Genomic DNA, 14,389 nt, shown 5'->3' on the forward strand with positions numbered 1-14,389 from the left:
GCTTATATGTTTTTATGAATTTCTCTAATTTTCACTAAAGCCTTGTGCATACGCTTCTCAACGGCTTTTACGCTTACGCCAAGTAGTTCAGCTATTTCATTATACGTTTTCTTTTCCACTCTATTGAGTAAAAATACTTCTCGCTGTCCTTCAGAAAGTCTTCCAATGGCTTGTTGAATTCTCAGGTCGAATTCAGAAAATTCCATTTTAAACTGGGGATCTTCTTGATCTGTGGTTTTAGTAATAAAGGGAATGTGCTTTTGTTTGACTTTCTCTTTGTCTACAAGTTTGAGCATTTGGTTTTGAGCAACCCTAAATACATATGCTTTGGCCATTTCTGGCATTACTTTCTTGCAATTATTCCAAAGTACCATAAAAGCCTCTTGTACCATGTCTTCTGCACCTTCAATATTATTGTATTTAAAGCATAGAAAGTTGCGCAACAGCGGAGCTATATTTCGAAATAGCTCGTTGTAAACAGACTCTTGGCAGGTATCTTGGGCACTCACTTTGGCTAAGGTGTTAAGAAATTGGCAGAACTCAAATCTACAAGTCAGAAAATGAGTTTATATGCATTGCAGTTGTTTAATACATAATTGAACCAGAATAAATGTTAGCCTCAGCATCTTTCTTTTAACTTTATCGGATGGACTTATCTAAGGTGAACATATTGAAGAAGTTTGATCTTTTTACCGATCAATGGAAACCTCATATTATTGGTGAATTGAATGGTCAGCAAGTTAAATTGGCCAAGCTACAGGGTAGTTTTGTTTGGCACAGCCATGAGCATGAAGATGAATATTTTCAAGTATTTAAAGGTACTTTATTCATGGAATTTCGTGACCGTACTGAAGTTGTAGAAGCCGGAGACATGATTATTGTTCCAAAAGGAGTAGAGCATAACCCATATACTAAATCAGAAGAAGAGGTTTGGGTGTTGCTTTTTGAACCTGCTTCCACCCAACACACAGGTGATGTGGAGCACGAGCGTACCCATAATGACCAACAGTGGATTTAGTTTTTCAACCAACTGTCTACCATTTTTTTATAGCTATTACCAATTGGGATTTCTTGCCTACCTAATTCAATATCTTGAGCTGTAAATGCAGAAATATGCATCTTATTCACGATGTAGGAGCGATGTACTCTTAGAAATTCGTCTGGCAATTTAGTTTCGAACTTACTGATCTTGTCTTTGGTTACCACTGCACTATCGATGAGATTAATTTTGATGTAATCCCTCAAACTCTCGATGTACAAGATCTCCGAAAAATTCACCTTAACATGTTTCTTATTCACATTTACGAAGATAAATTCTTCTACTGAAACCGATGAAGTTGTGTTTTGAGTACTAGATGTAGGAGATGTGGTTTGCTTGATGTACTTATTAATAGACTTAAAAAATCTTTCAAAGGTGATAGGCTTAAGCAGGTAGTCAACAACATCTAGTTCATAACCACTCATGGCATACTCACGAAATGCGGTTGTGAAGATTACTTTCGGCGGATTGTCGAGTGATTTTAAAAAGTCAATGCCCGAGAGTATTGGCATTTGAATATCTAAGAATATGAGATCAACAGGTTTAGATTTTATGCTTTCTAAGGCTTCTAAGGCATTAGAGCAGGTACCAACTAAATCAAGCATTGGTACTTGGTCCACATGTGCTGTTAATAGCTGAACTGCTAGTGGTTCATCATCTACTATCAGACAGTTGATTTTCATAGATCGTTTATTACTAGTTCCACTTTGTATGATTTGAGTGCTTCTTCAATCTTAAGTTCATATTGACCTGGATAAATCAAATTAAGTTGCCTTTTAACATTCGAAAAACCAATTCCAGCTTTATAGCTAGTAGGGTCGGCTTGTTGGACTGGTGCTTTGCTGTTTTCTACAATTAAGGTCAAAGTACTCCGCACGACAGTCAGGTCAATAAACACATACGGTGAGTCAATAGCTCCGCTCACGCCATGTTTAAAGGCATTTTCTATTAAAGAAAGCATAATAAGGGGTGAAAGCATTGTATTCGGTTCGTCGATTGAATCCTTGTAAACTAAATTGAGTCTGCCGCCATAGCGGAGTTTTTCAAGGTCTATATAATTATTGATCAGCTTAATTTCATCGTTAATAGACACCTCATTGTCGTTACAACGATAAAGCATATAGTCTAGCATTTCCGATAGCTTCACAACGGTTTTAGGCGCCTCATCAGATTTTTGTAATGTAAGTGTATAAAGGTTGTTGAGGGTGTTAAATAAGAAATGTGGGTGGATTTGAGCTTTTAGAAAGTTGATTTCTGTAAGCTGTTTTTCTTTTTCTAAATCATCTGCTTTACGTTTGGCTTCAAAGTTGGCTTTAACAAGTTTAATAGAAAAGAATATGATCGGAGCTAAATATATGCTCATTAAATAATTCCGGATGAGTCGCTCAGGTGAAATTAAAACTATAGCCCACATATCTGCCAGCGGTTGATCTAAACCTAGAACGGGTTCAAAAACATATACAGTTAACAACCTGGCTATGACTAAAAAAATGTAAGCGCTTCCAATCATGGAGAAGACGAATTGGATGTATTTTTTCCCTTGAAGTAGTCTAGGTGCCTGATAGTAAGCAAACAAATACGTTGCGCCAATCATAGAAGGGAAAAGCACGATGTTTCTCATAAACCCAAACCAAAAAGAAACACCTGTATAGAAAAATACTTGAGTGTATAGTAGGAAAATAACCGCCCAAAATAATACATGTGGTATTATTCGTCGTGCTAGAATTTTGTCTACCAGTTGCTGCATCTGAAAAGGCAAAATAAGCACTTCTGTTAGAACATTGGTTTCTAAGTAGGTGAATCATGGTTTGCGCCCTACCAATAACTGAAAACTTATGATCAACGGATTAATGATGTGGAATGGCTCATATGTTTGGAGTTAATCACTTTCGGTCGATTTTATATTACTGCCCTTATTATAAGGAGTAGTTTCAGAAAACAATGAATATTTTCAAATGAAAAAAATCGGAATACTCATCATGTCGGTCGCGCTATGTACGGGTCTTAATGGACAGGTAATAGAACAGAAAACGCTTAATCGAATTGAAACTTTTATTGACAACGCTGTTGCTGGTTTTGATATACCTTCAGTAGTCGTTGGTATTGTTGAAGGTGGAAAGTTAAAATACACACTTTCGAGAGGGGAGTATAAAATAGGAAGTGGTCTTAAAGTGAATGGTCAGTCTCAGTATCAAATAGCATCTCTCACAAAATCTATGACAGCCATTATTGCCAATAGCCTTTACTTATCTGGAAAACTTGATTTAGATAGGTCAATAGCTGACTATGTGAAAGCTGATTTGGGCGATGAAAAGTCAAAAAACTTTGTAAATATCACCTTGAAGGATGTTTTAAAACATAGGGCAGCACTGCCCAATGATGGTGCATCAATACCACCTACGCCAAATGGACAAGCCATGCGTGGTGGATATACTAAAGCCAACTTTTTGAAAGATTTATCAAATATAGCGCTCAAAGAAGACCAGATTGGAAACTTTGGTTATTCAAATTTTGGTTATGCGCTAATCGGCTATATTCTTACCAAAGAAACAGGCGAGTCCTATGAGCAACTGCTTCAACGCCATGTGCTTAAACCGTATGGGCTGAACGCAACTACAAGCGACCTTGAATCAATTAGAAGTACTTTGGTTACCCCATATCATGTGCACAAAAGAAATGCGGAAACAGCTGCTTGGGAAATGGGAATGTCAATTCCCGCAGGTGGTGTAGTATCAACTGTTTCAGATTTATCTGAATTGCTTATTGCTGAAATGAAGGCATTCCAACAATATCAAAAAGATGGAATTGTAACACCTTTAGTACTGACGGCAGATAAAAAGTCGTTGATGGAAAATACTAATTACGGATATGGCTTTTTTGAAGGTAAGAATCCGAGCGTCAATAATATTTTACAGTTAGGCCATGGTGGGGATGTAGACGGTTTCGGTAGTTTTTTTGAGTTTTATCCAGATTTAGATTTAGGCTTGATACTACTTACTTCAAGTGGCGGTTCTTGGTTCAATGACTTAAAAGCTGATATCGAAAAGCTAATGTTAGGCATTCCGGTTAAGAATAGTATAGTATTATCTAAAGCTGAGTTGAAAAAATACATTGGTAAGTATGACTTTGGGAAGGGGCAAGTTATGCGAATTTTTAGACGTGGAAATTACCTTATGACAACTATAAATGGCTCTAGTCCAGCACGTTTGTTTGCGGAGAGCAAAAACGATTTTTTCTATAAAAGCATGAATTCTTCGTTTGAATTTGAGTTGGATAAAAAGGGAAAAATAAGCAAGACAATTTATCGTCAAGGCGATCAAGAATTTTTCCCAAAGAAGATTCGTTAATTGACTCAGAAAAACAGATAACTTTGAAGCATCAATTGATGCTTCTTTCTTTATATGGCTAGCGTAAAATTTACTTCTAATCTAAAACGTTTCTATCCAGAACTAACAGACTTGGAGGTAAAAGGAGAAACTGTTGCAGATGTGCTTTCAGAAATTGAGCGATCTTATAATGGTTTAAAAGACTACATCATCGATGAGACTGGTGCCGTACGACAACATGTCAACATTTATATCGGAAATAATTTAATTAAGGACAGAGAGTACCTTTCAGATCAATTGTCAGCTGAAGATGAAGTCTATATAATGCAGGCGATTTCAGGAGGGTAACAGTCGAAAAAATAAAAAGGAGATCTTCGATTGATCTCCTTTTTACTCTTATGAGCATAATATAAATACTATTTAATTCCTTCTATCCATGGAGCACCAGCCGCTTTCAGAGCTTTAAGTAATCTTTCCATTTCATCACTAGCTTGATTTAATTGACTATTTAAATCCGTTAACTGATTATTGATAATATTCAAACTCATGCGGTTGGTATCAGTTGGTCCATAGGTAGAACTGCCTACGCCTAATTGAACATTAAACAGCCTTGTACCAATTGTCGTGTGGGTTTTAGCACCCATTTGATTTTTGGCAGGGTTTCCGTTTAACTGAGAGTTAATTTTTAATAAATCATCTCTCAAGTTACTGATTTGCCGATCTAAGTTTTCTGGGTTGGCTTGTGAATTCTCTAAAGCTGTTTGCATAGCAGTTGTTTTCTTAATAGCAGTGCTTAGCATTGTACTCAGCTGTGCTGTTGTTCTTGAGGCCTCTTCATAAGCCCTCCAAAAAGCGGCTACATCGGCTGGGTTTGCACCTTCTAGTGCTCCTTTTCTCATCTGTTCAACTTCAAAGTTTACGGATTCTCCTAATTGAGTCACCAGACCGTCGATACGTTTATATAGTGCTGCACTATAAGTACCAGGTGCTACCATCATTCCCGATCCATTAAACTCTTGATCAAGATTCACAATTGCAGGAGCGGGGTATTTTAAATCCCAAGTAACCCTATGAAATCCTTTTTTATGACTTGTTGGGATTCTTCTTATTACTTTTCCGCTACGATCTGTTACAATTAGCCAGATTAATGGCTTTTGCTCGTTAGCTTCGGCCTCTAAACTCTTCCAGCCAGGAAAGCTAACATCCTCTTCTTCTCCTAAATTCTTTTCAGCGGCTTGTCGAATTTCAGTTTTTGACTGAAGACTTTCTTTCAGATAATAGGTAAAGGTGGCACCAAAGTCAGGGTTCGGGGCTAAATAGTGCTGAGAACCGATAGACCCTTTTGGCGTATCAAAATCTAGATGAGAACGAGGGATATACCACCACGCTTTTCTTGGAGCAAACAAAGTAGCTTCTTGAGCCAATTGTTCATCGGACACATTTCTTAAAGCAGAGTAATCGTCTAAAATGAAGAAACCTCTGCCGAATGACGCGGCGACCAAGTCATTTTCCCTTTTCTGTATGGCCAGATCTCTAAAGGAAATTGTAGGTACACCACCTGCCAGTTTGGTCCATTGTGTCCCTGAATTTACTGTAAAATAAACACCGTATTCTGAAGCTAAAAACATTAATTCGGGCTTAACGTGGTCTTGAACTATACGCCATAGTAATGTTCTGTCCGGAATATTATTTGAAATGGATGTCCAAGTACGACCGCGATCGGAGCTCTTTACTAAGTAAGGAGCATAGTCGCCATACTTATGATTGTCTAAGACTACATAGACTGTGTTGGCATCATAAAGGTCAGCCTTAATGTCATTAACGAAAGCCGTAGCAGGAACGCCAGTCATGTTACCGACAGGGATACTTCTCCAGTTTTGACCGCCGTCTTCCGTCACTTGAACTTGTCCATCATCAGTTCCAGCATAAATAACACCTTCTTCTACCGGTGATTCTGCCAAAGAAGTGATTGTGTTGTAATTCGACATGGCTAAAACATCCCAAGGAGCATCCCAGCTTTGTTTTTTGCCCATTATGGGGAGTTCTAAACGTTCTTGATTCTTAGTTAGATCGCCAGAAATTATAGTCCAACTATCTCCTCTGTTTTCAGATTTCCATACGCGTTGAGAAGCAAAGTAAAGCCTTGTTGGTTTGTGAGGACTTACAAGAATTGGCGCATCCCAATTGAAACGTTCATAATCTTCATCGGCTCCTGGTTGTGGTTGTATATCTACGACTTCACCAGTTGTCATATCAATTCTTGAAAGAGCACCTTCTTGGCGTTCGGCATAGATAATGTCAGGATTACCGGGTTCTGTGGCAGGTTGGTGACCGTCCCAGTTTAAGACAACACGCCAGTCCGAATTCTGAATTCCATGTAAATTATCTGTTCTTGAAGGGCCACCTTGACTACTGTTGTCTTGAGTTCCACCATAAATATTATAAAATGGAGCGGCATCGTCTAAAGCCACTTTATAGAACTGAGTAACCGGTATATTGGGGAAGTAACGCCATTGATCTCCTAGGTCGAAACTCTCATATACGCCGCCATCGGTACCGATCATTAAATAATTTGGATCATCTTTTTTGAAGGCTAAGGCATGATTGTCAACATGCTTATCATTGGTGTTTAAAAGTGTGAATGTCTTACCACCATCCTTTGAAAATTGAACATCCGTATCCATCAGGTATAGCCAATCAAAGTGGTGAGGGGATGTATACAATTCTTGATAATAGTGCGGGCCTGTTGCTCCCGAAACTGCATCAGATTGCTTATTCCAAGTAGCCCCACGATCTAAAGATTTATATAAGCCACCAGTTCTTCGATCTAATTCGATAGCGGCATAAAGGATATCAGTATTTTGATGAGAAATTGCTAAGCCAATCTTACCCATATTTCCTTTGGGTAGACCTGAAGTTAGTTTAGTCCATGTATCGCCAGCATCTTCACTTCTATATAATCCCGTTTTAGGGCCACCTCCCATATAAGCACCCAATGTTCTATGTCTTTGCCATGTTGCTGCATAAACTCTATCAGCATTAGTCGGGTCTACCACTATATCGGTTACTCCAGTCCATTCCTCGTCACCCAAAGTTTTGGTCCATGATTGGCCACCATCTACTGATTTATAAAAGCCTCTCTCTCCACCTTTACTCCACAAAGGCCCTTGTGAGGCCACATAAATTACATTAGAGTTGTCTGGGTGTACAATGATCTTCGATAGGTGCTCAGATGCTTTTAGGCCCATGTTCTTCCAGCTAGCGCCGCCATCTTCACTTTTATAAATTCCGTCTCCAAAACCAATATGACGTCCGCCGTCATTTTCACCAGTTCCTACCCATATTACATGTGGATTGTTGGGGTCTATTGTGACACAGCCCGTAGAATAAGATGTTTGATCATCAAAAATGGGTTTCCAAGTCACTCCGGCGTTAATAGTCTTCCAAACGCCTCCAGAAGCCACTGCAACGTATCTGATATTCTCATTTTCAGGGTGTATGGCAATGTCGGCAATCCTACCAGACATGAAGCCAGGCCCAATATTCCTGAACTTAAAGTCGTCAAATTGTGCCGAATTTATAGCAGATGTTGCTCCTTTTGGTGGTGTTGAGTTTCTCTTTCTTCGTTGCGCTTCACTACTGAAATTTATAAGTAGAAAGCATAAGGTTAATGAAAAGGTTAATAGGCTGTTTTTCATGGTTGAAGTGTTGATCAATTCCTGAATGTAACCTAGTATAGACTTAAATCAAAGGATCATAAGAATGAGCTTGGATAGTTTATACCTTAGTGATTTGCCTATTTCAATACATCAATTATACATCAAGTCATAAATTGAGAAGAAACTATTTAAAGCATTGGAAACAGTCCTTTATGTTTGTAGTATACGCTCGATTATGAAAAAATTTCCTGAAGGCTTTTTATGGGGATCAGCCACCTCTTCTTATCAAATTGAAGGAGCACATAATATAGATGGTAAAGGTCCATCCATTTGGGATGCTTTTTGTACAATTCCCAATCGTATTAAAAATGATGATAATGGAAATATCGGGATTGACCATTATCATAGATATAAGGAAGATGTTGCCTTAATGAAGTCTCAAGGATTTAAAGCATATCGCTTTTCGATCGCTTGGCCAAGAATAATGCCGGAAGGAAAGGGAAAAGTCAATGAAAAAGGAATTCAATTCTATTCAGATCTTATCGATGAATTGCTGGCGAATGATATCCAACCTTGGGTGACTTTATACCACTGGGATTTACCATTGGCCCTTCAGACAGAGGAAGATGGCTGGTTAAATCCAATAATTAGCGAATACTTTAAAGATTATGCTGATTTATGCTTTGAGCGATTTGGCGACCGGGTAAAAAACTGGATTACGTTAAACGAACCTTGGGTTGTATCCATTTTAGGTTACGGTCAAGGCGCCTTTGCGCCTGGCAGAAAGTCCAATACAGAGCCGTACTTAGCGGCGCACCATTTGTTAATTTCTCACGCCAAAGCCGTTGATTTATACAGAACCAAATATGCGCATCAAGAAGGAACAATTGGCATTACCAATAACTGTGATTGGAGAGAGCCTTTAACAGATAAACAAGAAGATAAGGAGGCAGCAGAAAGGGCTTTGCAATTCTTTTTAGGTTGGTTTGCTGATCCTGTTTATTTCGGTGATTACCCTACCGTTATGAAAGAAAGATTGGGAGACAGGCTACCGAGTTTTACCCCAGAAGAAGCAGAAATACTGAAGGGGTCATCGGATTTCTTTGGGCTTAATCACTACACAACGATGTATGCTTCAGAAGAGGCTGAAAGACCTCAAGAAAACATCAAAGGTAATGGTGGCATTTCGGAAGATCAAGGCGTCACTCTAACACAAGATCATAACTGGACACTTACTGCCATGGATTGGGCTGTTGTACCATGGGGCTGCAGAAATTTACTCCAATGGATTGCTTCTCGTTATGATAATCCGTCGATTTATATCACAGAAAACGGATTTGCTTGCGATGACGAAATGGTTAATGGTCAGGTTGACGATTCAAATACCAGACTGGCCTATTATAGAGGATACCTTGAAGGGTGTCATGAAGCTATTTCGAACGGTGTAGACTTAAAAGGTTATTTCGCTTGGAGTATGTTCGATAACTTCGAATGGGCCCATGGTTATGGTTCTAGATTTGGGCTGAACTATGTGGATTATAAAACCTTGGTGCGTACTCCAAAGGCATCTGCCAAATGGTTTGCTGAATTGATTGATTGCAATCAGCTTCAGGACTAAAAATCTCTCGACATTAAATTTGTGATCTAGCAGGGTGAAATTAGATCTAAGTGTATTAATTTTGGAGCAGAAAGAAAATCTGCTTTCTGCCTCAACAGACCTTACCGTTAATATTTAGTACAATTCACCTGAACCATGCGCAGAATTGCAGCAGCAAGAGGTATTTACTTCTTGTGTTTAATGTTATTTATTAGTGCTGCCCTTATGGGGCAAACAGGCCCTGGTGGGGTAGGCTCTAGCGCGAATAACATTATTTGGCTTAAGGCGGATGAGATTACTGGTCTGGCAGATGGTGCTGATGTACTTACATGGTCTGATTTCTCTGGGAATGGCAATACCTTGACCCAGCCCAACTCAATTTTTAGTCCTGTTTTTCAATCTGGAGAAATTAATGGGCTACCAGTAGTACGCTTTAATAAGACCAATGGTAGGATCAGAAGAACCGGTTTTTCAGGCTTTCCTACTTCAGCAATCACGGCTATTTATGTGAATAAAACGACAGACAGCGGTGATGGCATCCTTTCTTATGCCAGCTCTTCAAGCAACAATGATTTTTTACTCTTTCGAAGTGAAAACCTGAATTTTTATAGAGGCACTAATATAGCCTCTGGAGTTTCAATTAATGACAATGCTTTTCATATTACGAATGCAGCCTGGCGAAATAGTGACGGTAGCGTAGAAGTATGGAAGGATGGAAGTCAGGACTTTTCAACTTCTGGTTTCCGAACTGGAACTTCTATTACGGCAGGTGGTAGCTTTGCTGTAGCCGGGGAGCAAGATTCGCAAGACGGTGGTTATGCCTCCAGTCAGGCTCATTTTGGAGATTTTTCGGAAGTTATGGTTTTCGATACTTACCTGAACGAGGCCCAGCATATCATAATCGCGAATTACTTGTCGGCAAAGTATGCGCTATCTATCTCAAATGATAGGTATGACTATCAAAGCTCGCATCCAAATGAAGTCGCGGGTATAGGCCGAGAAGACGCCAGTAATACACATACCTCAGCCATGTCTGCCGACATTTTTAGAGTTGAAGGTGCTGATGGTTTAGATGCAAATCAAGAATATTTACTCTTTGGTCATGATGGAGGTGATGCCACAACGGCTTGGACCACTACTGAGGCCCCAAACAGTGGGGTTAATATTCAGCGTTTAGCACGTGAATGGCGATTTGATGAAACGGGAACTGTAGGAAATATTGATATAGTCATTGATGTAAACGACCTCCCTACGTTGCCTGCTGATTATACTGTTTATGCATTAATGGTGGATAGCGACGGTGACTTTAGTAGTGGGGCAAGTGTTTATGAGTTAGTCCTATCTGCGGGTACAGAGTACTCGTATGCCGGTTATGATATCAATGACGGTGATTATATGGCCATAGCCGCAGTGAGACCTGTAATAGAACATACGCTAACCTCTAATACGGGTGCCGAAAGCCTTAGTCCAACGATTGAGGTGACGTTGAATTTTATTCCTGCTACGAGCAGAACTGCTGAAGTGACCACATCAGATATATCGACTACCGTCGGCGACGACTATACTGCTTTAAGCGGCACAACTGTAACTATAACCGCTGGAAATGCCACAGCGACCTACAGTGTGACAGTAATAGATGATATGGATGAAGAATCTAATGAATCATTATTAATCACTCTAGCCAATCCTACGGCAGGATTAAATATTGGGGATAACGATGAGTTTACATACACTATAGAAGATAACGATCAAGTGAGGAAAGTATACTTTGATGCGGCATCCAGCAGTGGTTCAGAGACTGTACTAAGTGTTAATGTGGGTTTATCAATTAGTTTGGTAGATATGACTAACCCAACCAGTGTTGATTATGAAGTAACTGGTGGTACGGCTACTGGTGGGGGAACAGACTATACTTTGGCTGCTGGAACGGTGACTTTTGCGCCAGGTATTACTACAGGATCATTTAATATTGACATCATTGATGATGGGTTATTTGAACTTGACGAAACCCTAATTATTACACTTTCCAATCCGGTCAATTCAAACTTGGATAATACCATGCCATTTGCTGGTACAGGAGCTGTAACGCATACTTATACCATTGTTAATGATGACGTTGCTCCACAAATTCAGTTTAACAGTACAGCTGCTTCAGGTTCTGAGACTATTACAGCTGTAGCCTTTCAAGTTGATTTAAGTACCGTTTCTGGAACAGATGCTTCCGCTACATATACAGTTTCTATGGCTAGTACAGCAACTGGTGGTGGTTCAGATTACACTTTGGCGGATGGTACTATTACAATTTCGGAAGGGAATACTACTGCAAATATTAACGCGACAATTATTGACGATTCAAATGAAGAATTGTCTGAAACGCTAATTATAACCCTATCCTTACCGATTAATGCTTCATTGGGAAGTAATACAACTTTTACTTACACAATTATCAACAACTCTGTGATTGGGTTTACAGGCCCAGGAGGTGTCGGTCAGGCCTCCAGTAATATTCTTTGGAATAGACCTGAAGAGTTAAGTGTTGTTTCTGACGGTACCGATATAACGATATGGCCAGATTTTTCTGGAAATGGAAACGATCTTGAACAGGCAGATCTATCTTTTACACCAAGGTATTTTACGAATATCCTTAATAATCAACCTGTTGCCCGGTTTCAGCAATCAAATGGTAGGTTGGTAAAAACGAATTTCAGTCAGTTTCCTACAGATCAAATAACAACAGTGATTGTAAATGCTACAAATGAAACATCTGACGATGGTTTGCTATCCTATGCGAGTAGTGCCAGTGATAATGACTTTTTACTTTTTAGTACAAATAATCTAAGGCTCTTTAGAGCAAATACCAATACTTCCTCAGGTGTTGCAATTAACGGTGGAGGTTTCAATATCTCAACAGCGACATGGCAAACTAGCGGTGCGGTTTCGGTTTGGAAAAATGGTAGCGAAGATTATACAACTACAGGCTTTCAGACAGGTACGGCTATCACAAATAATGGTGCATTAGCCATAGGAGCAGAGCAAGATGGAGTAAATTCTGGATATGATGCAGCCCAGGATCATTTAGGTGATTTTGCAGAGGTTGCAATCTATAACTTGGTCCTTAATGAGGCACAGACAATTATAGTACAGAACTATTTATCCGCCAAGTACAATATTACGCTCTCTACAAATGATATTTATAAACAAGACGATTTCGCGAGTGGAGATTTTGATCACGAAGTAGCTGGAATCGGTAGAATAGGAGCTTCAAATTTACATGTTGACGCGAAAGGTTCTGGTATCGTAAGGGTAAATAATGTTCAAGATTTGGATGATGAAGAGTTTCTATTGTGGGGGCATAACAATTCGGAGCTAAGGGCGACAAGTACTGACGTACCGATGGGTATATCTAGACGTCTGGAGCGTGTTTGGAGGGTTAGCGAAGTAAATCGTTCTAATGTGTCAGTTGATGTTGGTGCTATTGATATAAGCTTTGACTTGGCAGGTTTGGGTAATGTGGAACTATCAGATTTGGTTTTACTAATTGATTCTGACGGTACGTTTAATGCTGGAGCTATTGAAGTGAGTGGTGCTCTTGATGATGGTGGTGATTCATATCGCTTTTCAAATGTTACGGCTATTACTGATGGTTTATATTTTACACTTGCCACCCTCGATAAGCAACAAACACCATTACCGGTAGAGTTGATTTCGTTTGCTGGAGAGCTTACTTCGAAGAATGAAGTCTATTTGACCTGGGAGACGGCATCTGAAGTAGATAATAGTCATTTTGATATAGAAAGAAGTTTTGACGGAATTACGTTTGAAACCATAGGGACTGTAGCGGGTAACGGACAAAGTGATTCAGTAAATTATTATGAGTTTTTAGATAAAAATCTTGCAAACGGGAGGAACTATTATCGCTTGAAGCAGGTGGATTTTAATGGAGTATTTGACTATTCTGAAATTGTGAGCATATTTTTTGAGGGTTTTAGAGAAGCTGACTATGAACGGAATAAGATTTACCCTAATCCGATTGATCGCGGCAAGGAACTTCAAATTGCTTACAGTTCAAGAACCGAGCAATCTTTAACCATTCATATTTTCGATCGTCAGGGAACCACAGTTTTGGCCAAAGATGTCAAGGTTTTAACTGGTGAGAACCTGTTATTATTGAATACAAATAGATTAACTCAAGGCCTCTACATCATAAGAATATCCGAGGCCGATCGATTAATACAAACTTTTAAATTGATAATCAAGTGAGTCTTTTATGAGAAAGGAGCCCTGTGGTTTTGGATATGTTGTAACAGAAGTCAAGCTCATTATTATGTGAAGAGCTAATAAGCAGCTTCAAAGTGCAAAAAACTATCTGTTTAGTTAAATAGTAAGCAAGACTTGGTTGACCTATTAGTGTTTCTTTGGGTTTATTAAATAAAAATATAAATCAATGAATTCATATAAATGTATATATATAAAGAATATATATTGAATAATTAATTATATTGTGATTTAATTAATTTAATTCATAAATTTGATTCCATATAATTAACTCGTGGAGACCTAACAAACTCTCCATTTTTAATTGCAGGTGAGCTTTCGGCGCTGGCGCGTTTTATTTACGCGAAACTACACTTGCGACACATAAACTGTGACGCAATGTATAGTACAAAGGCAAAGAGGTTATTAATCTTTCTCTTCTTTCTTCAACTGAGCCAAATCCTCATGGCTCAAACTGGCCCAGGTGGCGTAGGTGATGCTACTAATAATATTT

Annotated in this window: 9 protein-coding genes; 5 read left to right on the top strand and 4 right to left on the bottom strand. The window is 39.0% G+C overall.

Annotated features, from left to right (window positions below; genetic code table 11):
* Positions 1-2: 2 nt before the first annotated feature.
* A complete protein-coding gene (locus JXQ92_RS18560; protein WP_421988144.1) occupies positions 3-509 on the bottom strand; it encodes an RNA polymerase sigma factor in 507 nt (168 codons plus the stop codon).
* A 137-nt stretch (positions 510-646) separates the two neighbouring features.
* Between JXQ92_RS18560 and JXQ92_RS18565 the strand changes: the two genes are divergently transcribed.
* Complete coding sequence (locus JXQ92_RS18565; protein ID WP_421988145.1) at positions 647-1,018, top strand: cupin domain-containing protein; 372 nt, start codon at positions 647-649, stop codon at positions 1,016-1,018.
* On the opposite strand, the gene JXQ92_RS18570 is transcribed toward JXQ92_RS18565, so the two are convergent.
* Both JXQ92_RS18570 and JXQ92_RS18575 read right to left on the bottom strand, forming a co-directional pair.
* Positions 1,015-1,722, bottom strand: coding sequence for a LytR/AlgR family response regulator transcription factor (locus tag JXQ92_RS18570; protein WP_421988146.1), 708 nt, complete (start codon positions 1,720-1,722; stop codon positions 1,015-1,017). The genes JXQ92_RS18565 and JXQ92_RS18570 overlap by 4 nt on opposite strands.
* Positions 1,719-2,786, bottom strand: coding sequence for a sensor histidine kinase (locus tag JXQ92_RS18575; RefSeq protein WP_421988147.1), 1,068 nt, complete (start codon positions 2,784-2,786; stop codon positions 1,719-1,721). The genes JXQ92_RS18570 and JXQ92_RS18575 overlap by 4 nt, the downstream gene beginning before the upstream one ends.
* A gap of 208 nt (positions 2,787-2,994) precedes the next feature.
* Between JXQ92_RS18575 and JXQ92_RS18580 the strand changes: the two genes are divergently transcribed.
* Together JXQ92_RS18580 and JXQ92_RS18585 are read left to right on the top strand one after the other, a co-directional pair.
* Entirely contained in the window at positions 2,995-4,386 is a 1,392-nt protein-coding gene (locus JXQ92_RS18580; RefSeq protein ID WP_421988148.1) for a serine hydrolase, read from the top strand.
* A 54-nt stretch (positions 4,387-4,440) separates the two neighbouring features.
* A complete protein-coding gene (locus JXQ92_RS18585; RefSeq protein WP_421988149.1) occupies positions 4,441-4,713 on the top strand; it encodes a MoaD/ThiS family protein in 273 nt (90 codons plus the stop codon).
* 68 nt (positions 4,714-4,781) lie between these two features.
* Here the strand turns inward: JXQ92_RS18585 and JXQ92_RS18590 are convergent, their stop codons facing one another.
* On the bottom strand, positions 4,782-8,063 hold the full coding sequence (locus JXQ92_RS18590) for a VPS10 domain-containing protein (protein WP_421988150.1): 3,282 nt from the start codon (positions 8,061-8,063) through the stop codon (positions 4,782-4,784).
* Positions 8,064-8,259: 196 nt separating this feature from the next.
* On the opposite strand from JXQ92_RS18590, the gene JXQ92_RS18595 reads away from it, so the two are divergent.
* A complete protein-coding gene (locus tag JXQ92_RS18595; protein ID WP_421988151.1) occupies positions 8,260-9,642 on the top strand; it encodes a GH1 family beta-glucosidase in 1,383 nt (460 codons plus the stop codon).
* Positions 9,643-9,777: 135 nt separating this feature from the next.
* Complete coding sequence (locus JXQ92_RS18600; RefSeq protein ID WP_421988152.1) at positions 9,778-13,881, top strand: Calx-beta domain-containing protein; 4,104 nt, start codon at positions 9,778-9,780, stop codon at positions 13,879-13,881.
* Positions 13,882-14,389 lie beyond the last annotated feature (508 nt).

This window comes from Roseivirga sp., from assembly GCF_049099775.1.
In the GTDB taxonomy this organism is placed as follows: Bacteria; Bacteroidota; Bacteroidia; order Cytophagales; family Cyclobacteriaceae; genus Roseivirga.